The organism is Serratia nevei (assembly GCF_024160145.1).
Classification (GTDB): Bacteria; Pseudomonadota; Gammaproteobacteria; order Enterobacterales; family Enterobacteriaceae; genus Serratia; species Serratia nevei_A.
On sequence record NZ_JAMYWQ010000016.1, the window covers coordinates 51,244 to 77,223 of the forward strand.

Here is a 25,980-nt window from a genome sequence, read left to right on the forward strand (position 1 = left end):
TACCCATACTGGCCGTTCTGATTAACCGACAGGAAACGCGCCGGATGTATTTCTTGCCTACGCCACCCTGAGCTGTGCCCGCCTGCAGTCTGCCGCCCCTTGCGGCCCCTCCTGCCCGCTACGCGGGGAGATGATGTCATCTGTCATAAGTGAATAATGCATGTTTAACCTGAGTAACGTCAGGATCGCGGACGTTAAAAATGAAGTCCTGGCGGGCTTTGTGGTGGCGGTTTCGATGATCCCCGAGGCGGTCGGCTTTTCGCTGGTCGCCGGTCTTTCACCGATCGTCGGTTTGCATACCGCGTTTATTATCGGCCTGGTCACGGCGCTGTTCGGCGGCAAGCCGGGCATGGTTTCCGGCGCCGCCGGCTCCATTGTGGTGGTGTTGATGAGCCTGGCGGCGCAGTACGGCATGGGCTACGTGCTGTGGGCCACGCTGTTTGCCGGGGCGATTCAAATCCTGATCGGCGCCTTCCGGCTGGGCAAGTTCATTCGTCTGGTGCCGCTGCCGGCGATCCACGGCTTCGTTAACGGTCTGGCGATCGTCATCATGCTGGCGCAGCTGAAGATGATCGCCGGGCAGGGGCCGCTGATGTACGGCCTGGTGGCGCTGGCGATTGCGGTGGTGGTGCTGTTCCCGCGCCTGACCAAAGCCATTCCGTCTTCGCTGGCGGCGCTGCTGGTGGTTTCGGCGTTGGCGATCGGCCTCAATCTGCACACGCTGCGGGTGGGCGATCTGGCGGACATTTCCGGCGCGCTGCCGCACTTTAGCCTGCCGACGGCGCCGCTCACGCTGGAGATGGTACGGGTGGTGTTGCCCTATGCGGTGGTGATCGCCCTGGTCGGTTTGATTGAATCGCTGCTGACCATGACGGTGCTGGATGAAATGGGCGGCAAGAAGGGGAACGGCAACCGCGAAAGCATCGCGCAGGGCGCCGGTAACGCGGTATGCGGCCTGTTCGGCTGCTTCGCCGGCTGCGCGATGATCGGCCAGTCGATCATCAACTTCACCTCGGGCGGGCGCGGGCGTATCTCCGGCACGGTGGGCGCCATCCTGCTGATTCTGTTCGTGGTCAGCCTGTCGCGCTATATCGGCCTGCTGCCGGTGGCGGCGCTGGCCGGGGTGATGCTGGTAGTGTGTTACAACACTTTCGAGTGGAGCTCGCTGCGCCGTTTGCGCCGCATGCCGAAGGCGGACGCGCTGGTGATGCTCGCCGTCACGCTGATCACCATCTTTACCGATCTGGCGGTGGCGGTGATCAGCGGGGTGATTATCTCGGCGCTGGTGTTCGCCTGGCAGCAGGCGCGCATCCGTGTGCGCCAGCGGCAGGTGACGGGCGAGGTGGCGGTGTATCAGCTCGATGGCCCACTGTTCTTCGGCTCTACCGCCGCTTTCGCCGAGCTGTTTGACCCGCAGAGCGATCCGCAGAACGTGGTGCTGGATTTTGCCGGCACCCGGGTGATGGATTCCAGCGGCGTAGAGGCGATCGATAAGCTGACGGCGCGTTATCTGGCGGCCGGGAAAAGCATTCGGCTGCGCCACCTGAGCGGTGACTGCGTGCGCTTGCTCAAGCGCGCCGGGCCGTTCTGCAGCCATGAGCTGGACGATCCGCAGTATTACGTGGCGGAAGAGGGCTTCACCGCCGATGACTGCCGCGTGAGCGAGGAGACCTTCAACCCGCGCGGTTAGAAGCAGGCAGCGGGCAGGGCGCCCGCTGCGGCAAGGTTCAGGCCTGCGCCTTGAAGCTGTGCAGGCGCTGAACGGTTTTTTCCAGCCCGTCCTTCATCAGCATTTCGGTGCAGCGCAGCGACTCGTCGATCGCTTCGTCAATCATCTTCTGCTCGCTGGCCGGCGGCTTGCCGAGCACGAAGCCCACCACCTTGTTCTTGTCACCCGGATGGCCGATGCCGATGCGCAGGCGATAGAAGTTCGGGTTGTTGCCGAACTTGTTCTGGATGTCCTTCAGGCCGTTGTGGCCGCCGTTGCCACCGCCGAGCTTGATTTTGGCCACGCCGGGCGGCAGATCCAGTTCGTCGTGCGCCACCAGGATCTCGTTCGGTTCGATGCGGTAGAAGTTGGCCATCGCCAGCACCGCTTTGCCGCTCAGGTTCATGAAGGTGGTCGGCACCAGCAGGCGCACGTCGTTGCCCGCCAGGTTCAAGCGGGCGGTGTAGCCGAAGAACTTGCTCTCTTCTTTCAACTGCTGATTGTGGCGCTGGGCCAGCAGATCGACGTACCAGGCGCCGGCGTTGTGGCGCGTCTGGGCGTATTCCGCGCCCGGGTTGGCCAGGCCGACTATCAATTTAATACTGCTCACTGGGAGATTCGCTATGATCAGGGTAATGGAAAGGGCCTTAGTCTACCTGCCGGGGCGGCGAATGACAAAATTCGATCTGCGCCGGTGCCTTAGGTAAGAAAGACGAATGATTCATTAGCTGAATAATTCAATTTGTCCGCTAATTTTCAGCGGCGTGTTAAGAAGTGTCAATAATTCTTTACCATTTGTGATCGCCTCCGCAATCCCCTTGCCGTAACAAGGACTATACTTAACTTATCAAAGTGGGTTAACAAGTTGCAGCGTTATCCCGGTTGGCACATGGCAATCATGGAGGTGGCATATGAAACGTAGAAACGCGGACAGAATGGGCAACTTTTTTATGGGGCTGGGCCTGGTCGTGATGATCGGTGGCGTTGGATACTCCATTATTGCTGAAGTATCCCAGTTCGATTTACCGCAATTTTTCGCCCACGGCGCCATCATGAGTATCTTCGTCGGCGCGCTGTTGTGGCTGGTGGGCGCGCGTATCGGCGGCCGCGAGCAGGTGGCGGATCGCTACTGGTGGGTAAAACACTTTGATAAACGGTGCCGTAACGACCAACATCGTTCGTCGCATTGATTAAAAAATCAGAAGGGAAGCGAGAGCAGGGCAAGGGAATATCTGCCGTGCATTAAGGTTTGAGGTCATGTTGGACTACGAGTAGAAAACCCGTTGTTGCTCACGCACCAACGGGTTTTTCTTTTGCTGCTGTCGGGCTCGTTATCTTTCCGGCACGGTGGGCGCCGCACCGGAAAGACGACGAATCAATGCTCGAACATCGCAGAGATCGACTCTTCGTTGCTGATGCGGCGGATGGCTTCAGCCAGCATGCCGGACAGGGTCAGAGTGCGAACGTTTTTCAGTGCCTTGATTTCCGGCGACAGCGGAATGGTGTCGCAGACGATCACTTCATCAATCACCGAGTTCTTGATGTTGTCCACGGCGTTGCCGGAGAAGATCGGGTGCGTCGCGTAGGCGAATACGCGCTTGGCACCGCGTTCTTTCAACGCTTCAGCCGCTTTACACAAGGTACCGCCGGTGTCGATCATGTCGTCGACCAGCACGCAGTCGCGGCCTGCCACGTCACCGATGATGTGCATCACCTGAGACACGTTCGCGCGCGGGCGGCGTTTGTCGATGATGGCCATGTCGGTGTCGTTCAGCAGTTTGGCGATGGCGCGGGCACGCACTACGCCGCCGATGTCCGGGGAAACCACGATCGGGTTTTCCAGGTTCTGCTGCAGCATGTCTTCCAGCAGGATCGGGCTGCCGAACACGTTGTCTACCGGTACGTCGAAGAAGCCTTGAATCTGCTCAGCATGCAGATCCACCGTCAGAACGCGGTCAACCCCTACGCTGGAGAGGAAATCGGCAACCACCTTGGCGGTGATCGGCACACGCGCGGAACGCACGCGGCGATCCTGGCGGGCATAGCCGAAGTAAGGGATAACGGCGGTAATGCGACCTGCGGAGGCGCGACGCAGGGCGTCGACCATCACAACCAGTTCCATCAGGTTGTCGTTGGTCGGGGCACAGGTGGACTGGATGATGAAAATATCACCGCCGCGTACATTTTCGTTGATTTGCACGCTCACTTCGCCGTCGCTAAAACGACCTACAGCGGCGTCACCAAGGCTGGTGTACAAACGGTTGGCAATACGTTGTGCTAGTTCCGGGGTGGCGTTACCAGCAAAAAGCTTCATATCAGGCACGAGAAGAACCTCAGGCTTGCGTCCAGAGAAGATATTGTCATGCGACATCGCCAAGGGGCAGTCGGCGATGCCGGCGCAATATACATACGGGTATGTAAAACTAAAATTGAGACCGCAGGCAGCGCAGGGATAACAGGGCCAGGTGTGCATGACCCTGCGCAGCGAAACGTTGAGCTACGACTCAAACCGCCCGGAACGAATGCGATGTAGTGGGGAGACGTTAACGCCGCGCGCTACAAAACCACGCAACCACTCCGGGGCTTGATTTAACACCTGACGGGCGGCGATTTCTGTGTCGAATTCAGCAAACACACAAGCACCTGTGCCAGTCAGGCGTGACGGGGCGTATTCTAACAGCCATGAAAGAAGCTGTTCAACCTCGCGAAAACGTTTTCTTGCGATCGGTTCGCAATCATTTGCGTACGGCGCCTGCAACAGCTCACTTAAGGAGCGAACCGGGGTGTCTCTTTTCAATTCGGCGTCGCCGAAGATAACCGGCGTCGGGATGCCGACGCCGGGATGCGCCACCAGATACCATTTTTCCTGCGGCTCGGCCGGCTGCAGGCGCTCGCCGATGCCTTCGGCGAAGGCGGCGTGGCCGCGCACGAACACCGGCACGTCGGCGCCGAGGCTGAGCCCCAGCGCTGCCAGTTGGTCGTCGTCAAGACCGCAGCGCCACAGTTCGTTGAGCGCCACCAGCACGGTGGCGGCGTTGGAGGAGCCGCCGCCCAAACCGCCGCCCATCGGCAGGCGCTTGTCGATGCTGATGTCGGCGCCGCGCGGTGCGGTGTGCAGGCCGCGTTCATCGCAATAGCGTTGCAGCAAGCGGGCGGCGCGCACGATCAGGTTCTGCTCGTCCGGCACGCCGTCGACCGGCGTCAGCAGATGAATACGCTCGTCCTGGCGCGGGTCAATGGTCAGGGTGTCGCCGTAGTCCAAGAACTGGAACAGCGTCTGCAGCAGGTGATAGCCGTCCTCACGACGGCCGGTGATGTACAAAAACAGGTTGAGTTTCGCGGGGGAGGGCCACTGGCGGATCATTTGAGCGTCCAGTTATCCATTTTCAGCTTGATGCGTTGGTCGCCCTGTTGCAGTTCCAGGCGGTTCGGCAGCGTCGGCTGCACGTCATTGCTGTAGCCCTGGTAATCCACTTTCCAGGTCTGGCCGCCTTGCTGGTAAGTCAGCTTGCTCAGGCGATATTGGTCATCCAGCGCAAAATCGCTGGCTTCGCCCGGCAGGCCAAGCATCCACTGGCGCAGGTTATTCAGCGGGATCGCCATGCCGGTCAGCTTGCGGATCATCTCTTCCGGGTTGTCGCTGACATAGCGTTTGCCCTGGTTGTCGGTCAGCTGCACCACGTTTTTCTGCACGTTGAGATCCATTTCCGTGCTGCCCAGCGGGTTGGTCAGCAACAGGCGGTAACGCTCCGGCGAGAACTGCTGCCAGAAGAAGCGGGCGTAGACTTTTTTCTGATCAGACAAGTAGGCGAAGGAGCCGCGGGTCTGATAGGTACTGAGCTGTTGCACCGCCTGCTCATGAGCGCGCCACTGCGGTGAAGTCGGGCTGGTGGCCGGGCCGGTCGGCTTGGTGGTGGTACAGGCGGCCAGCACCAGGCTGGCCAGCGGGATCAGACGGAGCAAACTAACTTTGCGTATTGGCATAACTTTATCTTGTCCTTTTGTCCTTGCGGGCATGTGCGACGAAACCCGGATTCAGCGCTCACGCTAACGGGGCGGCGGCGGCGCGTCAATTTTTTGCTGCATCGCGTTGAATCTTGCCGCTTTTACCGGCGCAATGCCAACCCGATACGCGCGTCGGGGTCGCCGTTAAGATTAACACAACCGTGTCGTATCGCTGCCCGGGGGCAACAATTTTCGTTGCGTCGGGGGCCGCCGTTAGCCTTTGGTTGATGTTTGCCTCGCTATGCTGCCGGGGGTTTTGTTGCGGGAAATAATCGAATGAAGATTGCGGTGCGGATAATCATTTCGCTTCTGTGCTTTGCCGGTGCGGTATTCTTTTACTTTCAGGCCAAGCAGGTTTTTTGCCAGCAGGTCTCTTTTATCCTGGATCCCACCTACCGTTGCGGCACGCTGGGTTGGTAAGCGCGCGGATTATCAGCGGATAACCTGCGGGTTTTACCGAATCCTGTGCGGGAGATCGCATCCTGCGCTAAAATTCAGTATGTTATGTCGTCAAATTATAAATCATCTCACTGTATTTATTAATGATTCATCGATTGATGCCGTCTATGGCAATGATTGAACGGAAGATGCGGTTGTTACTTTTATTGATCCTGCGCATCAAGTAGAATGCCGTTCAACGAGAACCCGTACCAACAGAAGTATTACTCGAAGCAATGACCCTGCTGGCGTTAGGTATAAATCACAAAACCGCACCGGTTTCTCTGCGTGAAAGGGTGACCTTCTCGCCAGAGTCTATCGATCAGGCGCTGACCAGCTTGCTCCAACAACCGTTGGTGCAGGGCGGCGTCGTGTTGTCCACCTGCAACCGCACCGAACTGTACCTTAGCGTGGAGCAGCAGGAACACATGCACGAGCAGCTGGTCGCCTGGCTGTGCGCCTACCATAACCTGCGTCCGGAAGAGGTGAAGAAAAGCCTGTACTGGCATCAGGGCAACGACGCGGTCAGCCATCTGATGCGGGTGGCGAGCGGGCTGGACTCACTGGTACTGGGTGAACCGCAGATCCTCGGCCAGGTGAAAAAGGCCTTCGCCGAGTCGCAACGCGGCCAGTCGCTGTCCGGCGAACTGGAGCGTCTGTTCCAGAAATCCTTCTCCGTCGCCAAGCGCGTGCGTACCGAAACCGACATCGGTGCCAGCGCGGTCTCCGTGGCGTTCGCCGCCTGTACCCTGGCGCGCCAGATCTTCGAATCGCTGGCCGATCTCAACGTCTTGCTGGTGGGTGCCGGTGAAACCATCGAGCTGGTGGCACGCCACCTGCGGGAACACAAAGTGCGGCATATGATCATCGCCAACCGTACCCGCGAGCGCGCGCAGCTGCTGGCGGACGAGGTCGGCGCGGAAGTGATCACCCTGCCGGAGATCGACGAACGCCTGGCGGACGCCGACATCATCATCAGTTCCACCGCCAGCCCGCTGCCGATCATCGGCAAGGGCATGGTGGAGCGGGCGCTGAAGGCGCGCCGCAACCAGCCGATGCTGCTGGTGGATATCGCCGTACCGCGCGACATCGAACCGGAAGTCGGCAAACTGGCCAACGCCTATCTGTACAGCGTGGACGATCTGCACGCCATCATTCAAAGCAACCTGGCGCAGCGCAAAGCGGCGGCGGTGCAGGCGGAGTCGATCGTGCAGCAGGAAAGCACCAACTTCATGGCCTGGCTGCGCTCGCAGGGCGCGGTGGAAACCATCCGCGACTACCGTTCGCAGGCCGACCAAATTCGCGCAGAGATGGAGGCCAAAGCGCTGGCCGCCATCGCGCAGGGCGCCAACGTGGAGCAGGTTATTCACGAGCTGGCCCATAAACTGACCAACCGTCTTATTCATGCTCCCACCAAATCCCTCCAGCAGGCCGCCGGCGACGGCGACGTGGAGCGGTTGCAGTTATTACGCGACAGCCTCGGGCTGGATCAGCATTAGTTTTCTTTATTAACAGGGTTTATTACCACGCATGAAGCCTTCTATTGTTGCCAAACTGGAAGCGTTACAAGAGCGCCATGAAGAAGTGCAGGCGCTGCTCGGCGACGCCGGCGTTATCGCCGACCAAGACCGGTTCCGCGCGCTGTCGCGAGAATACGCGCAGCTGACCGACGTCAGCCGCTGCTTCCTGGAATGGCGCCAGGTGCAGGAGGATCTGGAGACGGCGGAAATGATGCTGGACGATCCGGAAATGCGCGAGATGGCGCAGGAAGAGCTGAAACAGGCGCGGGCGGCCAGCGAAGCGCTGGAACAGCAGCTGCAGGTGTTGCTGCTGCCGAAAGATCCGGACGACGAGCGCAGCTGTTTCCTCGAAGTGCGCGCCGGCACCGGCGGCGATGAGGCGGCGATCTTCGCCGGCGATCTGTTCCGCATGTACAGCCGCTATGCGGAAAGCCGCCGCTGGCGCGTCGAGGTGATGAGCGCCAATGAAGGCGAGCACGGCGGCTTCAAAGAAGTGATCGCCAAAGTCTCCGGCGACGGCGTGTACGGCCAGCTGAAGTTTGAATCCGGCGGCCACCGCGTGCAGCGCGTGCCGGAAACCGAATCCCAGGGGCGCATCCACACCTCCGCCTGCACCGTGGCGGTGATGCCGGAAGTGCCGGAAGCCGAGCTGCCGGACATCAACCCGGGCGATCTGAAAATCGACACCTTCCGCTCCTCCGGCGCCGGTGGCCAGCACGTTAACACCACCGACTCGGCAATCCGCATCACCCACCTGCCGACCGGCATCGTGGTGGAGTGTCAGGACGAGCGTTCACAGCATAAAAACAAGGCCAAGGCGATGTCGGTGCTGGGCGCGCGCATTCGCGCCGCCGAGATGGCCAAGCGCCAGCAGGCCGAGGCGTCCACTCGCCGCAACCTGCTGGGCAGCGGCGATCGTTCCGATCGCAACCGCACCTACAACTTCCCGCAGGGGCGAGTGACCGACCACCGCATCAACCTGACGCTCTACCGTCTGGACGAGGTGATGGAAGGCAAACTGGACATGCTGATCCAGCCGATCGTGCAGGAGTATCAGGCCGATCAACTGGCTGCGCTGTCCGCCGAGCAAGAGTGATGGACTATCAACACTGGCTGAAAGCCGCCGCCGCGCGTTTGACCCACAGCGACAGCGCCCGGCGCGACGCGGAAATCCTGTTGGGTTTCGTGACCGGCAAGGCCAGAACCTTCCTGATGGCGTTCGGTGAAACCCTGCTGACGCCCCCGCAGCAACAGCAGCTGGAGACGCTGCTGGCGCGCCGCGAACGCGGTGAGCCGGTGGCCTATCTGGTGGGCGAACGCGAGTTTTGGTCGCTGCCGCTGTCGGTTTCGCCCGCAACGCTGATCCCGCGCCCGGATACCGAATGCCTGGTGGAGCTGGCGCTGGCGCGCCTGCCGCCGCAACCCTGCCACTTCCTCGATCTTGGCACCGGTACCGGCGCCATCGCGCTGGCGCTGGCCAGCGAGCGCTCCGATTGTTCGGCTATCGGCGTTGATGTGCAGCCGGAGGCGGTTGCGCTGGCGCAGCACAATGCGCACAAGCTCAAGATCGACAACGTCCGATTTCTACAGGGCAGCTGGTTTGCGCCGGTGGCGGGGCAACGCTTCGCGCTGATCGCCAGCAATCCGCCCTATATCGACGCCGCCGATCCGCATTTGTCGCAGGGCGACGTGCGCTTCGAGCCGGGCAGCGCGCTGGTCGCCGCCGATCATGGGTTGGCGGATCTGGCCGCCATCGTGCGCCAGGCGCCGCACCATTTGCAGCCCCAGGGCTGGCTGCTGTTGGAGCATGGCTGGCAGCAGGGCGAGAGCGTGCGCGCGCTGCTGCAGGCCGCCGGATTTTCCGCTGTCGCCACCCACCGTGATTATGGCGACAACGACCGCGTGACGCTCGGCCAATGGCCGGGATAAGCGCCTCTCATAATAACGACGCCCGGGCTATTTAAGGGAGCATCATGACTGCATACACCGCGTTGAAACATTTCCATTTGCTGACGGTCGCCATCAGTATTACCTTGTTTGTGCTGCGTTTCTTTTGGCAGTGGCGCCGCTCGCCGATCCTGGGCCGCCGCTGGGTCAAGATAGCGCCGCACCTGAATGATACGCTGCTGTTCGTCAGCGGCATCGCGCTGGTGGTGACGTTCGGGTTTTATCCGCTGCTGGGTATGGACTCATGGCTGACCGAGAAGCTGTTTGGCGTTATTATCTATATCCTGCTTGGCTACGTCGCATTGGGCAAGAAGACCAAAAGTCAGCGGCTGCGAACCGTGGCGTTCGTGCTGGCGTTGGGCTGTCTGTATCTGATAATTAAACTTGCCACGACGAAAATACCGTTTCTGATGGGATACCTATGAGTAGCATTGCTGATTTTGAATTTAACACCTCGCCGCTGAGCGAAGGGGTGATCCTGGTGTCGCAGTCGGTGCGGCGCGATTTCCCGGCTGCCGACGTGGAGCGCAAGCTGCAACAGCTGGTGGACGAAGCGCGTGCGCTGGTGCCGGCGGATATCACTCAGGAGCAGCAACTGGATGCGCTCATCGAGCTGTTCTACAAGACCTGGGGATTCGGCGGCGCCAGCGGCGTGTACCGTCTGTCGGACGCCATCTGGCTGGACAAGGTGCTGGAGGGGCGGCAGGGCACGCCGGTCTCGCTGGGCACCATCTTCCTGCATATCGCCAACGCGCTGGATCTGCCGCTGCTGCCGGTGATTTTCCCCACTCAGCTGATCCTGCGTGCCGACTGGCTGGACGAAGAGCTGTGGCTGATCAACCCGCTGAACGGCGAAACCCTGAGCGAGCACCAGCTGGAAGTGTGGATCAAGGGTAATCTGGGGCTGGGGGCAGAGCTGGAAGACGACGACCTCGACGAGTCGGAAAACGTCATGGTGGTGCGCAAGATGCTCGATACGCTGAAGGCCGCCCTGATGGAAGAAAAGCAGCTGGAAATGGCGCTGCGCACCAGCGAAACGGTGCTGTGCTTCGATCCGGAAGATCCGTACGAGATCCGCGATCGCGGGCTGATTTACGCCCAGCTGGAGTGCAACCATATCGCGATTTCCGACCTCAACTATTTTGTCGAGCAGTGTCCTGAAGATCCGGTCAGCGAAGTGATCAAAGTGCAGATCCATTCGATTGAACCGAAACAGGTGACGCTGCATTAATTCAACGACTCCGTGCAGTTTGCAAGGCGACGGTTACAACCTTAACAAAGGCGAAAGCATGAAACAGAAAGTGGTTAGCATTGGCGATATCGACGTAGCAAACGATCTGCCGTTTGTGCTGTTTGGCGGTATGAACGTGCTGGAATCGCGCGATCTGGCGATGAGCATCTGCGAACACTACGTCACCGTGACGCAAAAACTGGGCATCCCTTACGTATTCAAAGCCTCTTTCGACAAGGCCAACCGTTCTTCCATCCACTCGTACCGCGGTCCGGGCCTGGAAGAAGGGATGAAGATCTTCGAAGAGCTGAAAAAAACCTTCGGCGTGAAAATCATCACCGACGTGCATGAAGCGGCGCAGGCGCAGCCGGTGTCCGAAGTGGTTGACGTGATCCAGCTGCCGGCCTTCCTGGCGCGCCAGACCGATCTGGTGGAAGCGATGGCGAAAACCGGCGCGGTGATCAACGTCAAGAAGCCGCAGTTCGTCAGCCCGGGGCAGATGGGCAACATCGTCGACAAGTTCAAAGAAGGCGGCAACGACCAGGTGATTCTGTGCGATCGCGGTAGCAACTTTGGCTATGACAACCTGGTGGTCGACATGCTGGGCATCAACGTGATGAAGAACGTGACCGGCGGCCATCCGGTGATCTTCGACGTGACCCACGCGCTGCAGACCCGCGATCCGTTCGGCGCCGCGTCCGGCGGCCGTCGCGCTCAGGTGGCCGAGCTGGCGCGTGCCGGCATGGCGGTCGGCTTGGCCGGCCTGTTCCTCGAAGCGCACCCGGATCCGAATAACGCCAAGTGCGACGGCCCGTCCGCGCTGCCGTTGGACAAGCTGGAGCCGTTCCTGGCGCAGATGAAAGCCATCGACGACCTGGTGAAGAGCTTCCCGGAGCTGGATACCAGCAACTAAGCGCGCATCGCCATAAAAAAAAGCCCGACTTGTCGGGCTTTTTTACGTTTAGGCGCCGGTGGCCGCCAGCGCTTCCGGCAGCGTCGGGTAGAACTGCAAACGGCCCTCAATCGGCTGCACTCGCGCGCGCGCCAGGGTTTTCAGCGGCTGGAACGGCACGTCGGTGATCACCAGCTTTTTGCCCGCCGGCAGCACGTCGATAAAGCGCCGCAGGGCGCTCAGGCCGCCGGCGTCGAGCACTGGTACCGCATCCCACTGCAGCACGATCGTCCGGTAGCCTTCACTGCGCGCCAGCAGTTCGGTAAAGATGCGCTCGGCGGCGGCGAAGAACAGCGGGCCGTTTACCCGCAGCACCAGGCGGCCGTCGGCGGCGCTCAGCTCACTCAGCCGCGTCATGCGCGCGATGCGGCGCATAAACAGCAGCGACGCCAGCACGATGCCTACGGTAATGGCGATCACCATGTCGAACAGCACCGTCAGCGACATGCACAGCAGCAGCACCAGAATGTCGTCCTTCGGCGCCCGGCGCAGCAGATAAATCACCTTGTGCGCCTCGCTCATGTTCCAGGCGACCATCAGCAGCAGTGCCGCCATCGCCGCCAGCGGCAGGTAAGAGAGCCACGGTGCCAATACCAGCAGCGCCAACAGCACCAGCAGCGCGTGGATGATGGCGGACACCGGCGAGGTGGCGCCGGCGCGCACGTTGGCCGCCGAACGGGCAATCGCGGCGGTGGCGGTAATGCCGCCGAAGAACGGCGCGATGATGTTGCCCGCACCCTGGCCGATCAGCTCGCTGTTCGAGTTGTGCTTCTTGCCGGTCATGCCGTCGAGCACCACCGCGCACAGCAGCGATTCGATCGCGCCGAGCATCGCCATCGAAAACGCCGCCGGCAGCAGGGCGGAAACGGTTTGCCAGCTCAGGGTGAACGGCTGCCCGCCGCCGCCCGGCAGATCCCAGGGCAGCAGCAGCTGCGGCAGGATAGGCGGAATGCCCTGGCCGCTGCTGCCGTCGGCCAGCAGGTAGCTGAAGCGTGAGCCGATGGTCGCCACCGGGTGATCAAACAGCGCCAGCAGCCCCATCAGCGCGGTGCCCGCCAGCAGCGCCGGCAGGTGGCCTGGCACCCGCAGGCCGAGCTTGGGCCAGAAGATCAGGATCAGGAGCGTCACCGCGCCGATCAGGGTATCGCCGAGATCCAGCGTCGGCAGCGCCTGCAGCAGGGCGTACAGCTTGCCGACGTAATTTTCCGGCGTGTGCGCCAGCTGCAGGCCGAAGAAGTCTTTGATCTGCATGGTGGCGATGGTGATGGCGATACCGGAGGTAAAGCCGAGCGTCACCGGCAGCGGAATGTACTCGATCAGCCGGCCAAAGCGCGCCAGCCCCATCAGCAGCAGAAACACCCCGGAGATCAACGTGGCCACCAGCAGGCCGGCCAGGCCGAACTGTTGCGAAACCGGATAGAGGATCACCACGAAGGCGGCGGTGGGGCCGGAGACGCTGTAGCGCGAACCGCCGCTGACGGCGATGACGATACCGGCGATGGCGGCGGTATACAGGCCGTACTGCGGCGGCACGCCGCTGGCGATCGCCAGCGCCATCGCCAGCGGGATGGCGATAATGCCGACCGTCACCCCGGCGATAGCGTCTTTCAGCAACCGCGCCAGGCTATAAGGTTCCCGCCAGCAGGCGTCGATCAGCGCGCTGAAGGGGCGAATTTTGTTTATTTCATGCGTTTTCATCTACGGTGCGTACCAAATCTTCAAAAGTGAAAGGAATGGCGGGCCCGATGAGGTCCGTCTTGTCACGTGACAGATACCATACGCCTTTTGTTCAGCGGATTACCAGACCTGCATCAATTTGGCGCAGGAAATCAGAGAGTCGCCGTTTTATCCGGCGCTAAATGTCATGAATAGATAAGTCAGCCGCAGAATATGCGGCTGATCAGGAAAGGAATAATCAAGGTTTCAACGGTTAGTGTCAGGTGGGCAGGGATAAGCCGAGAAAGTGGGCTAAAGTGCTCACCAGCAACTGATGGTCTTCTTTCTGCGGCGCGCCGGAAATGCTGATGCTGCCGACGCAGCCGAGGCCGGTCAGGATGAGCGGGAAGGCGCCGCCATGCACCGAATAGTCGCGCACGTTCAGCCCGTAACGCTCCTCCAGCGACGTTTGTCGTTGCTGCAGGCGCAGGCCGATGGCGTAAGAGCTTTTGTGAAAATGGTTCACCAGATTGCGCTTGCGCCGCACCCAGTCGGCAATGTCCGGCGTGGCGCCCGGCAGGGCGTAATAAAACAGTGTCTGCCCGGCCAGCTGGATCTCGATGGCGATGCTCAGGCCGCGCCGCTCGGCGGCGGCTTTCAGCGCCGCGCCCAGCTCCCAGGCGGTGGCGGCATCAAAATGGGTAAAGGCCAGCGTCGCTTCCTGTTCGCTGAGCGCCTGCAGTTCATCGTCGATATTCATGCGGTTCTCCCCCGATAACACCAGGCACAGAGTAGCCTGAAGCGTGCGCCGTGAGATAGACGGCTTGGCGATAAGATAGAACTGCTACTCTATTAATAGATTGTGTAAAATCGCCGCCGCCGAAGCGGAGACGACAGGGATGCGTTATTCAACGTTTGCACATCAACCCCTGTCGAACCGAGGAGCGCGCTGACTATTTATGACTTACATTGCGTCTATTCCCGCCATTTACAGCGACGCCTGCATCACCTATGCCACGCTGTCGGTAAGCTATTTCGTTCTCAGTAAAAACGCGCCTTTCTCCTACCGTTCCGCGCTGTGGAAGCGCATCGTATTCGGCCTGCTGGCCGGGGTGGCGGTGCTTTATCTCAGCCAGGATCGGTTGGAGCTGACCGACAAGGTACACTACAGCTTTGCGATGATCCCGATGATCCTGGTGACTTTTTTCGGCGGCGGGATCAGCGGGCTGGTGAGCTTTTTGTTCGCCATGGCGCTGACCGGCGGTTTCACCGTCGATAATCTGTTTATCGCCTCAATCCTGGTGCCGCTGCTGCTGTCGCGCGTGTGGCTGAAGAAATCCCACTGGGTGTTTTACCTGACGATCGGCACCATCGCGCTGTACCGCATTGCGGTGGTATGGCTGCTGGTGGACATGAGCGGGCTGTGGTTGGACGTGTTGCTGTACCAGGCGGTTTCCGCGCTTTGCCTGGCGATCTGCTACCATGCGCTGAATTTCAAAGAGCGCCACATCTACGCCTATTTCGCGATGCGCGCACGCGCCACCACCGACAGCCTGACCCATATCAACAACCGCGCCAGCGTCGATTACCACCTGATGCTGCAGCGCGCCGAACGCCGTCCGTGCGGGCTGATGATCCTCGATCTGGATGACTTCAAAAAGATCAATGACACCTACGGCCACCCGGCCGGCGATGTGCTGTTGGCCAGCGTCGGCCGGCTGCTGCAAAACAGCGTGCGCAATGAGGATTTCGTCGGGCGTTACGGCGGCGAGGAGTTTATGGTGATCACCGCCAGTTACGATCCGCAGGTTATCGGCGGGGTGGCGGAGCGCATTCGCAGCGCGGTGGAAAGTTCGACGTTCTTGCTGAATGCGCAGGACGAGGTGCACATCACGCTGTCGATCGGGGTGTCGCTGTATCTACCCGGCATGACGCTGGACAAGGCGATCGCCATGACCGACGAAGCCTTGTATCAGGCGAAGCGCAGCGGTAAAAACCGAGTGGTGACCAGCCGCGTGATGCAACTGGCGCCGCTGGGCGCCGGTTTCCCGCGCGAGTAAGCCGCCTCCCGCCGCGCTGGCGGGAGGCGTTGGCTCAGGCCGCCAGCGTGTGTTCGCGGAAGGCCTCCAGCAGCTCTTCGGTGAACGTCAGGCGTTTCTGGCGATCGGCCAAATCGAGCGTGAATTTCAGCTTGCTCGGGCCGTCCAGGCGGTAAACCTGCGGATTGCCCTGCAACAGACCGATCAGATAACCGGGATCGACGCGGTTGTTGTCGCCGAACTCGATAAAGCCGCCGCGCTCGTTGCTCTCGATGCGCTTGATACCCAGCTTCTGCGCATGCAGGCGCAGCGCCGCGCACTGCAACAGGTTGCGCGCCGCGTCCGGCAACTGGCCGAAGCGGTCGATCAGCTCGACCTTCAGCTCATCCAGCTCGCCGTCGCTCTTCGCGCTGGCGATGCGCTTGTACAGCGACAAGCGGGTATTGACATCGGGAATGAAGTCTTCCGGTAGCAGCGTCGGCATACGCAACTCCACCTCGGTTTGGCTGCTGGTGAGATCTTCGAGCGACGGCTCGCGACCATTTTTTAACGCATCGACGGCGCTTTCCAGCAGTTCCATATAGAGCGAGAAGCCGACGGTGGTCATCTGGCCGCTCTGGTCTTCGCCCAGCAGCTCGCCGGCGCCGCGGATCTCCAGATCGTGGGTCGCCAGCGCGAAACCGGCACCGAGATCTTCCAGCGATGCGATGGCCTCGAGCCGTTTGTGAGCGTCGGTGCCCATGGCTTTCGGGTTCGGCGTCAGCAGATAGGCATAAGCCTGGTGGTGCGAACGCCCGACGCGGCCGCGCAATTGGTGCAGCTGCGCCAGGCCGAAACGATCGGCGCGCTCGATGATGATGGTGTTGGCGCTGGGGATATCGATGCCGGTCTCGATAATGGTGGTGCATACCAGCACGTTAAAGCGCTGGTGGTGGAAATCGTTCATCACCCGTTCCAGATCGCGCTCGCGCATCTGGCCGTGGCCGATGGCGATGCGCGCCTCCGGCACCAGTTCCGCCAGGCGCTGCGCCGCTTTCTCGATGTTTTCCACGTCGTTGTAGAGGTAGTAAACCTGGCCGCCGCGCAGCACTTCGCGCAGGATCGCCTCGCGCACCACCAGACTGTCGTATTCGCGCACGAAGGTCTTCACCGCCAGGCGGCGCGCCGGCGGGGTAGCGATGATCGACAGATCGCGCATGCCGCTCATCGCCATGTTCAGGGTACGCGGGATCGGCGTGGCGGTCAGCGTCAGGATATCGACGTCGGCGCGCATCGCCTTGATGCGCTCCTTGTGGCGCACGCCGAAGCGGTGCTCTTCATCGACGATCAGCAGCCCCAGGTCTTTCCAGCGCAGATCGCTCTGCAACAGCTTGTGGGTGCCGATGATGATGTCCACCTTGCCTTCGGCCGCCTCGTCCAGCACCTGCTGCTGTTCTTTGGCGCTGCGGAAGCGCGACATCATCTCGATACGGATCGGCCAGGTGGCGAAGCGATCGCGGAAGTTGTCGAAGTGCTGCTGCGCCAGCAGGGTGGTCGGCACCAGCACCGCCACCTGCTTGCCGTTTTCCACCGCCAGGAAGGCGGCGCGCATCGCCACTTCAGTTTTGCCGAAGCCGACGTCGCCGCACACCAGGCGATCCATCGCCAGCGGCTGGCACATGTCGCTCAGCACCGCATTGATCGCCTGTTCCTGATCCGGCGTGGTTTCGAACGGGAAGCCCTGGCAGAACAGCTGGTACTGTTCGCGGTTGTGCTTGAAGGCGAAACCGGCCTTGGCGGCGCGCTGGGCGTAGATATCCAGCAGCTCCGCCGCCACGTCGCGCACCCGCTCGGCCGCTTTTTGCCGCGCGCGCGTCCAGGCATCGCCGCCCAGTTTGTGCAGCGGGGCGTTTTCGTCCGCGCCGCCGGCATAACGGCTGATCAGATGCAGTGAAGAAACCGGCACGTACAGCTTGTCCTCACCGGCGTAGGCGAGGATCAGGTACTCGGCCTTGATGCCGCCGGCTTCCAGCGTGGTCAGGCCGACGTAGCGGCCGACGCCGTGCTCCAGGTGCACTACCGGCTGGCCGGGATGCAGCTCCGCCAGGTTGCGGATCAGGGTATCGGTGTTGATGGTGCGCCGGTTGTCCTGCCGGCGGCGGCTGACGCGCTCGCCGAGCAGATCGCTTTCGCAGATCAGCGCCCGCCGGCGCAGGCCGTCGAGGAAGCCGTGTTCGGCGGCGCCAACCATCATGTAACGGCCCGCCGTTTCCGCCTGATCGAGGCGCTGAATCAGCGCCGGCGCCAGCTTGATGCGGCCGAGCAGATCCTGCAGCGTTTCACGCCGCCCCTCGCTCTCGACGGAGAAAATCACGCTGCCGTCGAAGCCTTCGATAAAGCGCCGCAGGTTATCCAGCGGGGATTTATGCTGCGCCTGTACCGCCAGGTCGGGCAGGGTATGGTAGTCCAGATTGGTATTGCCGGCCTTGGCCGGCAGCTCATCGGTTTTCAGCGCGATGCGCGGCCAGGCCTTCAGCTCGCCGAACAGCGCATCGACGCGCAGCCACAGCGTATCCGGCGCCAGCAGCGGGCGCATCGGATCGACGCGGCGGCTTTCGTAACGCTGGTTGACGTCTTGCCAGAAACGCTCGGCGGCGCTTTCCAGATCGCCGGTGTTGACGATCAGCGTATTGGCCGGCAGGTAGCTGAACAGCGACGGCAGCGGCTGGCTGAAGAACAGCGGCTGCCAGTATTCGATGCCGGCCGGCCAGGCGCTTTTGCTGACCTGCTGATAAATGTGCTCGGCGTCGCGGCGCACCTCAAACTGCTCGCGCCACTGGCTGCGGAACAGCTCGATGGCGTTCTTGTCGGTAGGGAACTCGTGGGCCGGCAGCAGATTGATGGCCTCGACTTCGCTCAGCGTGCGCTGGGTATCGACGTCGAAGATGCGCAGGCTGTCGATTTCGTCATCGAAGAAGTCGATGCGGTAAGGCTCTTCGCTGCCCATCGGATAAAGATCGAGCAACGCGCCGCGGGTGGCGAATTCGCCGTGTTCCATCACCTGATCGACGCTGCGGTAGCCGGCCTGTTCCAGCTGCGCGCGCAGCTTGTCGCGCGACAGGCGCTGGCCTTTCTTCATCACCAGCGCATGGCCGTGCAGGAATTCGTGCGGGCAGACGCGCTGCATCAGGGTGTTGACCGGCAGAATGATCACGCCGCGCGCCATGGTCGGCAGGTGATATAGGCTCGACAGACGGGCGGAGATGATTTCCTGGTGCGGCGAGAAGCTGTCGTACGGCAGGGTTTCCCAGTCGGACAGCGTGGTCACCATCTGGTCGGTGAACTGCTGGATCTCGTCGCGCAGCCGCAGGGCGTTTTGCATGTCCGGCGCGATCAGCATCACCGGGCCAGGGTGGCGTTCGACGATCTCGGCGCACTCCACGGCGCAGGCCGCGCCGGTCAGTTGCCCCAGCTGGCGCAGATCGCCCGCGCGTTCGGGCAGAGAATAACGGGGGGATGAGGAACGGTTACGGTTATCGGAAGTGCTCATTCAGGTATCTTTAATCAATGTGTTAGATTGCGTCCCGGCACGGATAACCCGGCGCCTTTATGCTGTTTATAGTAGCCCAGCGGCCGCTAAACTGACACAGCAAAAAGCGCTGCACCCCGATGTTTCGCCTGATATTTGACCGGTTGAGCGCGTTAATTTTCGCCGGCCAGGGCGAGATAGTGTGCCATCTTGTCAACGTCGAGGTTGCCGCCGCTGACGATAACACCGACCTTTTTATCGCGCAGATCGAGCAGGCCGTTCATCGCCGCCGCGGCCGCCAGGCAGCCGGTCGGCTCAACCACCATTTTCATCCGTTCCATAAAGAAGCGCATTTGCCGACACAGCTGGGCGTCGCTGACCGTCAGAATGCCTTCGACATATTCTTGAATGATCGGGAAGGTCAGCCGCCCGACCTGTTGGGTCTGCGCGCCGTCGGCAATGGTTTTCGGCACCGGGATATGCACCGGTTCGCCGCGCTGAAAGGCTTGCTGAACGTCGTTGCCGGCTTCGGGCTCGACGCCGAACACCCGGCAGCCCGGCGACCAGTGATGCGCCGCCACCGCGCTGCCGGCCAGCAGGCCGCCGCCGCCGGTGCACACCAACAGCAGATCCAATGGCCCGGTCTCTTCAAACAGCTCCTTGGCGGCGGTGCCCTGGCCGGCGATCACCTGCGGATAATCGTACGGCGGCACCAGCGTCAGGCCCTGCTCTGCGGCCAGGCGCTGGGTGATTTCTTCACGATCTTCGCTGTGGCGCTGATAGATGACCACGTTGGCACCGTAGCCGCGCGTCGCCGCCAGCTTGGCCGCCGGGGCGTCGTGAGGCATCACGATGGTGGCGCTAACGCCCAGTTCGCGCGCCGCCAGCGCCATCGCCTGCGCATGGTTGCCGGAGGAAAAGGCGATCACCCCGGCCTGGCGCTGTGCCGCGCTAAGTTGCGCGATGGCGTTATAGGCACCGCGAAATTTGAAGGCGCCGATGCGCTGAAAATTCTCGCACTTGAAGAACAGCTGCGCGCCGGCGATCCGGTCGGCCTGGCGCGAGGTCATGACCGGCGTACGCAGGGCATGCCCGGCGATAACGTCGGCGGCGGTGGCAATATCGGCGGCGGTGATGCTGTGTGGGGCTGAACTCATGACGACCTCGCGCTGGTAAGTGATGGACGATGCGTTGCCTGGTGTGGATTTTTAATTTACTCTTTGTAAAATTATTGTCAAATGGTTAACTCAATGAGCGATCTCAGGCAGGAAAATGCGCTGTTGCTGCGCGAAGCGGAAAAAATTGTTCAGGCGCTGGGCGTGATGTTCGCGCCCGGTTGCGAAGTGGTGCTGCACGATCTGACCCAGCCCGATCATGCCATCGTCGCCATCGCCAACAATCTGTCCAACCGCCGCATCGGCGACGCCGCGACGGAAATGGGGCTGGAACGCATCGCGTCACCGGAGTTTCCTGACGTGGTGCAGAACTACGCCAGCGTGTTTCCGGACGGGCGCCCGGCCAAGAGCACCTCGATCGGCCTGCGCAATAGCCAGGGCCGCTTTGTGGCGGCGATTTGCCTCAACCTGGATGTGTCCATCTTCAACAGCGTCACCGCTATCCTGCAGCAGCTGACGGCGGTGGTGCAAAGCGCCGCGCCGCAGGCGGCAGAGAGTGCCCGCTCGCTGTCGGACATCGCCGCGGCGATCAACGCGTTCGCCGCGGCGCACGCCACCCAGCCGCGCGCCTTGTCTTCGGAACAGCGATTTCAGGTGGTGCAACAGCTGAAGCAGCAAGGGTATTTGCAGCTGCGCGGCGCGGCCACCATGGTGGCCGAAGCGCTCGGCATTTCGCGGGTATCGGTCTATAACCTGCTTAAGCGCGACGCCGGATGAGAGGCCGCCTGGCGCAATAAAAGGCCGTCGGGTGTTCCCTAAACGCGGGAGAGCCTTTATTATCCATGATCACTTTGCTTAAGCCACGGCTATCAAACGGATTTCATGTATCAACCTGTCGCGTTATTCATTGGCCTGCGCTACATGCGCGGGCGAGCCTCAGACCGCTTCGGGCGGTTTGTTTCCTGGCTTTCCACCATCGGCATTACGCTGGGGGTGATGGCGTTGGTCACCGTGCTGTCGGTGATGAACGGTTTCGAAAAGGATCTGGAAAACAACATCCTCGGCCTGATGCCGCAGGCGTTGGTCACCAGCCCGCAAGGATCGGTCAACCCGCAGCAGCTGCCGGCCTCCGAGGTGCAGAAGCTGCAGGGTGTTACGCGCGTTGCGCCGCTGACCACCGGTGACGTGGTGCTGCAAAGCGCCCGCAGCGTGGCGGTCGGGGTGATGCTCGGCGTCAATCCCGACGAGACCGATCCGCTGACTCCGTATCTGGTCAACGTCAAGCAGCAGCAGCTGCAGCCGGGCCAGTACAACATCATCATCGGCGAACAGCTGGCGGGGCAACTCGGCGTCAAACGCGGTGATGCGCTGCGCGTGATGGTGCCGAGCGCCAGCCAGTTTACGCCGATGGGCCGCATTCCCAGCCAGCGCCTGTTCACCCTTATCGGCACCTTCCACGCCAACAGCGAGGTGGATGGCTATCAGCTGCTGGTCAACCAACAGGACGCTTCGCGCCTGATGCGCTACCCGGCCGGCAACATCACCGGCTGGCGCCTGTTCCTGCAACAGCCGCTGGCGGTCGATACCCTCAGCCAACAGGCGCTGCCGGCGGGCACCGTCTGGAAAGACTGGCGCGATCGCAAGGGCGAGCTGTTCCAGGCGGTGCGCATGGAGAAAAACATGATGGGGCTGCTGCTCAGCCTGATCGTGGCGGTGGCGGCGTTTAACATCATTACCTCTCTCGGGCTGCTGGTGATGGAGAAGCAGGGCGAGGTCGCCATTTTGCAGACCCAGGGGCTGACTCGGCGCCAGATCATGTCGGTGTTCATGGTGCAGGGCGCCAGCGCCGGCATCATCGGTTCGCTGCTCGGCACGCTGCTCGGCGTGCTGCTGGCCACCAACCTGAATAACCTGATGCCGATCCTCGGCGCCTTGATCGACGGCGCTTCGCTGCCGGTGGCGGTCGACCCGCTGCAGGTGACGATCATCGCCGTGGTGGCGATGGCGGTTTCCCTGTTGTCCACGCTTTATCCTTCATGGCGCGCTGCCGCCGTACAACCCGCTGAGGCTTTACGTTATGAGTAACCATCTTTTGCTGCAGTGTGACAACCTGTGCAAGACCTATCAGGAAGGCAATCTGCACACCGACGTGCTGCGCAATGTCAGCTTTGCCATGCAGCAGGGCGAGATGATGGCGATCGTCGGCAGCTCGGGTTCCGGCAAGAGTACCCTGCTGCACCTGCTGGGCGGGCTGGATTCACCGACCTCCGGCGAGGTGATCTTCAAGGGCGCATCGCTGAACGCCATGTCTTCGGCGGCCAAGGCCGAGCTGCGCAACCGCCAGCTGGGCTTCATCTATCAGTTCCACCACCTGCTGCCGGACTTCACCGCGCTGGAAAACGCCGCCATGCCGCTGCTGATCGGCGGCGCCAAGCCGGCGCAGGCGCAGGAGAAGGCGCGGGAGATGCTGGCGGCGGTCGGGCTGGAAAAACGCAGCCAACACCGCCCGTCCGAACTCTCCGGCGGCGAGCGCCAACGCGTGGCGATCGCACGCGCGCTGGTCAACAACCCGGCGCTGGTGCTGGCGGACGAACCGACCGGTAACCTGGACAAACGCACCGCGGACAGCATCTTCGATCTGCTGGGCGAGCTGAACGTGCGCCAGGGCACCGCTTTTCTGGTGGTGACGCACGATCTGCAGCTGGCCAAGCGTCTGAGCCGCCAGCTGGAAATGGCCGACGGCCACCTGCAGGCGCAGCTGACCCTGATGGGGGCCGAGTAATGGCGGGAGCCTCACTGTCCTTCCTGACGGCCCTGCGTTTCAGCCGCGGCCGTAAACGCGGCGGCATGGTGTCGCTGATCTCGGTCATCTCCACCATCGGCATTGCGCTGGGGGTGGCGGTGCTGATCGTCGGCCTGAGCGCGATGAACGGTTTTGAGCGCGAGCTGAAGAACCGCATTCTGGCGGTGGTGCCGCACGGCGAACTCGAGCCGGTCAATCAGCCGTTCAGCGGCTGGCCGTCGATTCTGCAGCGGGTGGAAAAGGTGCCGGGCATTGTGGCCGCCGCGCCGTACATCAACTTTACCGGCCTGATGGAGAACGGCGCGCAGCTGCGTGCGGTGGAAGTCAAAGGCGTTGATCCGCAGCAGGAGAGCCGGCTGAGCGCGCTGCCACAGTATGTGCAGGGCGACGCCTGGGCCAACTTCAAGCCCGGCGAGCAGCAGGTGATCCTCGGCAAGGGCGTGGCCGACGCGCTGGGCGTCAAGCAGGGCGCCTATGTGACGGTGATGATCCCCAACAGCGACCCGGAAATGAAGCTGCTGCAGCCGAAGCGCATCCGTCTGCACGTGACCGGCATTTTGCAGCTCAGCGGCCAGCTCGATCACAGCCTGGCGCTGGTACCGCTGGCCGATGCGCAACAGTATCTCGATATGGGTGACAGCGTCACGGGGATCGCCATCAAGGTGAACGACGTATTCGCCGCCAACAAACTGGTGCGCGACGCCGGCGAAGTGACCAACGCTTACATTTACATCAAGAGCTGGATCGGCAAGTACGGCTACATGTACCGCGATATCCAGATGATCCGCGCCATCATGTACCTGGCGATGGTGCTGGTGATCGGCGTGGCCTGCTTCAACATCGTCTCCACGCTGGTGATGGCGGTGAAAGACAAAAGCGCCGACATCGCGGTGCTGCGCACCCTGGGCGCCAAAGACGGCTTTATTCGCGCCATCTTCATCTGGTACGGGCTGCTGGCCGGGCTGCTGGGCAGCCTGAGCGGCGTAGTGATCGGGGTGATCGCTTCGCTGCAGCTGACCAACATCATCCGGGGCATCGAGAAACTGGCAGGCCACTCCTTCCTGTCGGGCGATATCTACTTCATCGACTTCCTGCCTTCCGAGCTGCACTGGCTGGACGTGCTGATCGTGCTGGCGACCGCTATCGTGCTGAGCCTGTTGGCCAGTTGGTATCCGGCCAGGCGCGCCAGCCGCATCGATCCGGCGCGGGTGCTGAGCGGACAATAAAACCCACGGGGAGGCAGCGATGCCGCCCCGTTTTTTTAGCCTGGGGATGGCTTATGTACTACGGTTTCGATATGGGCGGCACCAAGATTGAGCTGGGGGTATTCGACGACAACCTGCAGCGCATTTGGCAAAAGCGGGTGCCGACGCCGCGTGAAGACTACCGGCAACTGCTGGCCACGCTGTGCGATCTGACCCTTGAGGCGGATGCATTTTGCGGCCGGCGCGGCAGCGTCGGCATCGGCATTCCGGGCCTGCCCAACGACGATGACGGCACGCTGTTTACCGCCAACGTGCCGGCGGCGATGGGGCGACCGCTGCCGCGCGATCTGGCGGCGCTGATCGGGCGCGAGGTGCGGGTCGATAACGACGCCAACTGCTTTGCGCTGTCGGAGGCCTGGGACGACGAGTTTCGCCGCTACCCGACGGTGCTGGGCATCATCCTCGGCACCGGCGTAGGCGGTGGGCTGATCGTCGACGGCAAGACGGTGCCTGGGCGCAACTATATCGCCGGCGAGTTCGGCCATCTGCGCCTGCCGGTGGATGCGCTCGAGGTGCTGGGGCGTGATGTGCCTCGCGTTGCCTGCGGGTGCGGCCACCAGGGTTGCATTGAAAACTACATATCGGGCCGCGGTTTCGAATGGATGTACGCCCATTTCTATGGCCGGCACTTGCCCGCCACCGAGATCATTGCGCATTATCTGGCGGGTGAGCCGCAGGCGGTGGCCCACGTTGACCGCTTTATGGACGTGCTGGCGATCTGTCTGGGCAACCTGCTGACGGTTCTGGATCCGCACCTGGTGGTGATCGGCGGCGGGCTGTCGAACTTCGACGCCATTTACCAGGCGTTGCCGCAGCGGCTGCCGGCGCACCTGCTGCGGGTGGCCCGGCTGCCGCGCATCGAGAAGGCGCGCTATGGCGACGCCGGCGGCGTGCGCGGCGCAGCGTTCCTCAATTTGGTAAACAGGGAAAAGTAAGGAGAGAGTTAATGCACACTCGCCATCGGCTGTGTCAGTTTCGCAAGAGTAAGCATGTGCTGCATCAGCGCTTTCGTTCACGCATTTTTCACCGTGACACCATGGCGGCGGCCGAGCTGAAAAAGCCGTTTGTGGTGGTGTTGACCGGGGCCGGCATTTCGGCCGAGTCGGGCATTCGCACCTTCCGCGCCGCGGATGGGCTGTGGGAAGAGCACCGGGTGGAGGACGTCGCCACGCCGGAAGGTTTTCAGCGCGATCCGGCGCTGGTGCAGGCGTTTTACAATGAACGCCGCCGCCAGCTGCAGACGGAGGAGATCGCTCCGAATGCCGCGCATCGCGCGCTGGCGGATCTGGAAGAGTGGCTGGGGGACAACTTCCTGCTGGTCACGCAAAACATCGATAATCTGCATGAGCGCGCCGGCAGCAAGCGGGTGCTGCACATGCACGGCGAATTGCTGAAGGTGCGTTGCACCCAGTCGGGCCAGGTGTTCGAATGGCCCGGCGATCTCAGCGTTGACGACCGTTGCCACTGCTGCCAGTTCCCGGCGCCGCTGCGGCCGCACGTGGTGTGGTTCGGCGAGATGCCGCTGGGCATGGACGATATTTATCAGGCGCTGAGCAAGGCCGATTTCTTCGTCGCCATCGGCACCTCCGGCCACGTCTATCCGGCGGCCGGCTTCGTGCATGAGGCGCGGCTGGGCGGCGCCTACGCCATGGAGCTGAACCTGGAGCCGAGCCAGGTGGAGAGCCAATTCGACGAGAAGCACTACGGCCTGGCCAGCGAAGTGGTGCCGCGTTTTGTGCACAAGTTCCTGGTGGGCAAGGTGGCGCGGGCCGACAAGCCCTGAGAAAGGCATC

At 61.8% G+C, this 25,980-nt stretch carries 24 protein-coding genes; 16 read left to right on the forward strand and 8 right to left on the reverse strand.

Features of this window, described 5'->3' with window-relative positions; translation table 11 throughout:
• Window positions 1-160: 160 nt before the first annotated feature.
• A complete protein-coding gene (locus tag M6G53_RS12960) occupies window positions 161-1,690 on the forward strand; it encodes a SulP family inorganic anion transporter (protein WP_253331991.1) in 1,530 nt (509 codons plus the stop codon).
• 37 nt (window positions 1,691-1,727) lie between these two features.
• On the opposite strand, the gene pth is transcribed toward M6G53_RS12960, so the two are convergent.
• Complete coding sequence (gene pth / locus M6G53_RS12965) at window positions 1,728-2,318, reverse strand: aminoacyl-tRNA hydrolase (RefSeq protein WP_004941053.1); 591 nt, start codon at window positions 2,316-2,318, stop codon at window positions 1,728-1,730.
• A 301-nt stretch (window positions 2,319-2,619) separates the two neighbouring features.
• On the opposite strand from pth, the gene ychH reads away from it, so the two are divergent.
• Entirely contained in the window at window positions 2,620-2,898 is a 279-nt protein-coding gene (gene ychH, locus M6G53_RS12970) for a stress-induced protein YchH (protein WP_025160276.1), read from the forward strand.
• A gap of 185 nt (window positions 2,899-3,083) precedes the next feature.
• Here the strand turns inward: ychH and prs are convergent, their stop codons facing one another.
• The 3 genes from prs to lolB all read right to left on the reverse strand — a co-directional run bounded on the left by prs (window position 3,084) and on the right by lolB (window position 5,692).
• Window positions 3,084-4,031 (reverse strand): ribose-phosphate diphosphokinase, encoded by a 948-nt coding sequence (gene prs / locus M6G53_RS12975; protein ID WP_004941061.1) that lies wholly within the window; start codon window positions 4,029-4,031, stop codon window positions 3,084-3,086.
• Between the two features lie 174 nt (window positions 4,032-4,205).
• Complete coding sequence (gene ispE / locus M6G53_RS12980; protein WP_253331993.1) at window positions 4,206-5,072, reverse strand: 4-(cytidine 5'-diphospho)-2-C-methyl-D-erythritol kinase; 867 nt, start codon at window positions 5,070-5,072, stop codon at window positions 4,206-4,208.
• On the reverse strand, window positions 5,069-5,692 hold the full coding sequence (gene lolB / locus M6G53_RS12985) for a lipoprotein insertase outer membrane protein LolB (RefSeq protein WP_060659645.1): 624 nt from the start codon (window positions 5,690-5,692) through the stop codon (window positions 5,069-5,071). The genes ispE and lolB overlap by 4 nt, the downstream gene beginning before the upstream one ends.
• 297 nt (window positions 5,693-5,989) lie before the next feature.
• Here lolB and M6G53_RS12990 point away from each other — a divergent pair, with 297 nt between their 5' ends.
• The 7 genes from M6G53_RS12990 (at window position 5,990) to kdsA (ending at window position 11,762) form a co-directional block, all read left to right on the forward strand.
• Window positions 5,990-6,133 carry a hypothetical protein gene (locus M6G53_RS12990; protein ID WP_253331995.1) on the forward strand — a complete coding sequence of 48 codons (144 nt, stop codon included), beginning with the start codon at window positions 5,990-5,992 and terminating at the stop codon, window positions 6,131-6,133.
• Between the two features lie 254 nt (window positions 6,134-6,387).
• Complete coding sequence (hemA, locus tag M6G53_RS12995; protein WP_253331997.1) at window positions 6,388-7,650, forward strand: glutamyl-tRNA reductase; 1,263 nt, start codon at window positions 6,388-6,390, stop codon at window positions 7,648-7,650.
• Window positions 7,651-7,681: 31 nt separating this feature from the next.
• The gene (gene prfA / locus M6G53_RS13000; protein WP_253331999.1) at window positions 7,682-8,767 is read left to right on the forward strand and encodes a peptide chain release factor 1; all 1,086 of its coding nucleotides are present in this window, start codon (window positions 7,682-7,684) and stop codon (window positions 8,765-8,767) included.
• Window positions 8,767-9,600, forward strand: coding sequence for a peptide chain release factor N(5)-glutamine methyltransferase (gene prmC / locus M6G53_RS13005; protein ID WP_253332001.1), 834 nt, complete (start codon window positions 8,767-8,769; stop codon window positions 9,598-9,600). The genes prfA and prmC overlap by 1 nt, the downstream gene beginning before the upstream one ends.
• Before the next feature lie 44 nt (window positions 9,601-9,644).
• Entirely contained in the window at window positions 9,645-10,043 is a 399-nt protein-coding gene (locus tag M6G53_RS13010) for a SirB2 family protein (RefSeq protein WP_301286207.1), read from the forward strand.
• Window positions 10,040-10,849, forward strand: a complete 810-nt coding sequence (gene sirB1 / locus M6G53_RS13015) for an invasion regulator SirB1 (RefSeq protein WP_253332003.1) — start codon at window positions 10,040-10,042, stop codon at window positions 10,847-10,849. Before M6G53_RS13010 ends, sirB1 begins: the two co-directional genes overlap by 4 nt.
• A 58-nt stretch (window positions 10,850-10,907) precedes the next feature.
• Window positions 10,908-11,762 (forward strand): 3-deoxy-8-phosphooctulonate synthase, encoded by an 855-nt coding sequence (gene kdsA, locus M6G53_RS13020; protein ID WP_004941087.1) that lies wholly within the window; start codon window positions 10,908-10,910, stop codon window positions 11,760-11,762.
• 48 nt (window positions 11,763-11,810) lie between these two features.
• Here the strand turns inward: kdsA and dauA are convergent, their stop codons facing one another.
• On the reverse strand, window positions 11,811-13,499 hold the full coding sequence (gene dauA / locus M6G53_RS13025; protein WP_253332005.1) for a C4-dicarboxylic acid transporter DauA: 1,689 nt from the start codon (window positions 13,497-13,499) through the stop codon (window positions 11,811-11,813).
• A gap of 238 nt (window positions 13,500-13,737) precedes the next feature.
• Entirely contained in the window at window positions 13,738-14,217 is a 480-nt protein-coding gene (locus M6G53_RS13030) for a heme-degrading domain-containing protein (protein ID WP_253332007.1), read from the reverse strand.
• Between the two features lie 199 nt (window positions 14,218-14,416).
• On the opposite strand from M6G53_RS13030, the gene M6G53_RS13035 reads away from it, so the two are divergent.
• Window positions 14,417-15,517, forward strand: a complete 1,101-nt coding sequence (locus tag M6G53_RS13035; protein WP_253332009.1) for a GGDEF domain-containing protein — start codon at window positions 14,417-14,419, stop codon at window positions 15,515-15,517.
• 34 nt (window positions 15,518-15,551) lie between these two features.
• On the opposite strand, the gene mfd is transcribed toward M6G53_RS13035, so the two are convergent.
• A complete protein-coding gene (mfd, locus tag M6G53_RS13040; RefSeq protein ID WP_253332011.1) occupies window positions 15,552-19,025 on the reverse strand; it encodes a transcription-repair coupling factor in 3,474 nt (1,157 codons plus the stop codon).
• A 152-nt stretch (window positions 19,026-19,177) separates the two neighbouring features.
• Window positions 19,178-20,161, reverse strand: coding sequence for a threo-3-hydroxy-L-aspartate ammonia-lyase (locus tag M6G53_RS13045; protein WP_253332013.1), 984 nt, complete (start codon window positions 20,159-20,161; stop codon window positions 19,178-19,180).
• Between the two features lie 93 nt (window positions 20,162-20,254).
• Between M6G53_RS13045 and M6G53_RS13050 the strand changes: the two genes are divergently transcribed.
• The 6 genes from M6G53_RS13050 to cobB all read left to right on the forward strand — a co-directional run bounded on the left by M6G53_RS13050 (window position 20,255) and on the right by cobB (window position 25,970).
• Window positions 20,255-20,896 carry a helix-turn-helix transcriptional regulator gene (locus M6G53_RS13050; protein ID WP_253332014.1) on the forward strand — a complete coding sequence of 214 codons (642 nt, stop codon included), beginning with the start codon at window positions 20,255-20,257 and terminating at the stop codon, window positions 20,894-20,896.
• Between the two features lie 105 nt (window positions 20,897-21,001).
• Window positions 21,002-22,204, forward strand: coding sequence for a lipoprotein-releasing ABC transporter permease subunit LolC (gene lolC / locus M6G53_RS13055; RefSeq protein ID WP_253332016.1), 1,203 nt, complete (start codon window positions 21,002-21,004; stop codon window positions 22,202-22,204).
• Complete coding sequence (gene lolD, locus M6G53_RS13060; protein WP_253332018.1) at window positions 22,197-22,901, forward strand: lipoprotein-releasing ABC transporter ATP-binding protein LolD; 705 nt, start codon at window positions 22,197-22,199, stop codon at window positions 22,899-22,901. The genes lolC and lolD overlap by 8 nt, the downstream gene beginning before the upstream one ends.
• Window positions 22,901-24,148 carry a lipoprotein-releasing ABC transporter permease subunit LolE gene (lolE, locus tag M6G53_RS13065; RefSeq protein WP_253332020.1) on the forward strand — a complete coding sequence of 416 codons (1,248 nt, stop codon included), beginning with the start codon at window positions 22,901-22,903 and terminating at the stop codon, window positions 24,146-24,148. Before lolD ends, lolE begins: the two co-directional genes overlap by 1 nt.
• A gap of 53 nt (window positions 24,149-24,201) precedes the next feature.
• Window positions 24,202-25,122 (forward strand): N-acetylglucosamine kinase, encoded by a 921-nt coding sequence (nagK, locus tag M6G53_RS13070; protein ID WP_253332022.1) that lies wholly within the window; start codon window positions 24,202-24,204, stop codon window positions 25,120-25,122.
• 11 nt (window positions 25,123-25,133) lie between these two features.
• Window positions 25,134-25,970: a Sir2 family NAD+-dependent deacetylase gene (gene cobB / locus M6G53_RS13075; RefSeq protein ID WP_219230262.1), complete on the forward strand. Its 837-nt coding sequence runs from the start codon at window positions 25,134-25,136 to the stop codon at window positions 25,968-25,970.
• Window positions 25,971-25,980: the final 10 nt, after the last annotated feature.

What these genes read in the sequence shown, in the direction of transcription:
- M6G53_RS12960 (WP_253331991.1), top strand. Translation starts at nt 161, where the DNA reads ATGTTTAACCTGAGTAACGTCAGGATCGCGGACGTTAAAAATGAAGTC.
- ychH (WP_025160276.1), top strand. Translation starts at nt 2,620, where the DNA reads ATGAAACGTAGAAACGCGGACAGAATGGGCAACTTTTTTATGGGGCTG.
- ispE (WP_253331993.1), bottom strand. Translation starts at nt 5,072, where the DNA reads ATGATCCGCCAGTGGCCCTCCCCCGCGAAACTCAACCTGTTTTTGTAC.
- lolB (WP_060659645.1), bottom strand. Translation starts at nt 5,692, where the DNA reads ATGCCAATACGCAAAGTTAGTTTGCTCCGTCTGATCCCGCTGGCCAGC.
- M6G53_RS12990 (WP_253331995.1), top strand. Translation starts at nt 5,990, where the DNA reads ATGAAGATTGCGGTGCGGATAATCATTTCGCTTCTGTGCTTTGCCGGT.
- hemA (WP_253331997.1), top strand. Translation starts at nt 6,388, where the DNA reads ATGACCCTGCTGGCGTTAGGTATAAATCACAAAACCGCACCGGTTTCT.
- prfA (WP_253331999.1), top strand. Translation starts at nt 7,682, where the DNA reads ATGAAGCCTTCTATTGTTGCCAAACTGGAAGCGTTACAAGAGCGCCAT.
- prmC (WP_253332001.1), top strand. Translation starts at nt 8,767, where the DNA reads ATGGACTATCAACACTGGCTGAAAGCCGCCGCCGCGCGTTTGACCCAC.
- M6G53_RS13010 (WP_301286207.1), top strand. Translation starts at nt 9,645, where the DNA reads ATGACTGCATACACCGCGTTGAAACATTTCCATTTGCTGACGGTCGCC.
- sirB1 (WP_253332003.1), top strand. Translation starts at nt 10,040, where the DNA reads ATGAGTAGCATTGCTGATTTTGAATTTAACACCTCGCCGCTGAGCGAA.
- kdsA (WP_004941087.1), top strand. Translation starts at nt 10,908, where the DNA reads ATGAAACAGAAAGTGGTTAGCATTGGCGATATCGACGTAGCAAACGAT.
- dauA (WP_253332005.1), bottom strand. Translation starts at nt 13,499, where the DNA reads ATGAAAACGCATGAAATAAACAAAATTCGCCCCTTCAGCGCGCTGATC.
- M6G53_RS13030 (WP_253332007.1), bottom strand. Translation starts at nt 14,217, where the DNA reads ATGAATATCGACGATGAACTGCAGGCGCTCAGCGAACAGGAAGCGACG.
- M6G53_RS13035 (WP_253332009.1), top strand. Translation starts at nt 14,417, where the DNA reads ATGACTTACATTGCGTCTATTCCCGCCATTTACAGCGACGCCTGCATC.
- mfd (WP_253332011.1), bottom strand. Translation starts at nt 19,025, where the DNA reads ATGAGCACTTCCGATAACCGTAACCGTTCCTCATCCCCCCGTTATTCT.
- M6G53_RS13045 (WP_253332013.1), bottom strand. Translation starts at nt 20,161, where the DNA reads ATGAGTTCAGCCCCACACAGCATCACCGCCGCCGATATTGCCACCGCC.
- M6G53_RS13050 (WP_253332014.1), top strand. Translation starts at nt 20,255, where the DNA reads ATGAGCGATCTCAGGCAGGAAAATGCGCTGTTGCTGCGCGAAGCGGAA.
- lolC (WP_253332016.1), top strand. Translation starts at nt 21,002, where the DNA reads ATGTATCAACCTGTCGCGTTATTCATTGGCCTGCGCTACATGCGCGGG.
- lolD (WP_253332018.1), top strand. Translation starts at nt 22,197, where the DNA reads ATGAGTAACCATCTTTTGCTGCAGTGTGACAACCTGTGCAAGACCTAT.
- lolE (WP_253332020.1), top strand. Translation starts at nt 22,901, where the DNA reads ATGGCGGGAGCCTCACTGTCCTTCCTGACGGCCCTGCGTTTCAGCCGC.
- nagK (WP_253332022.1), top strand. Translation starts at nt 24,202, where the DNA reads ATGTACTACGGTTTCGATATGGGCGGCACCAAGATTGAGCTGGGGGTA.
- cobB (WP_219230262.1), top strand. Translation starts at nt 25,134, where the DNA reads ATGCACACTCGCCATCGGCTGTGTCAGTTTCGCAAGAGTAAGCATGTG.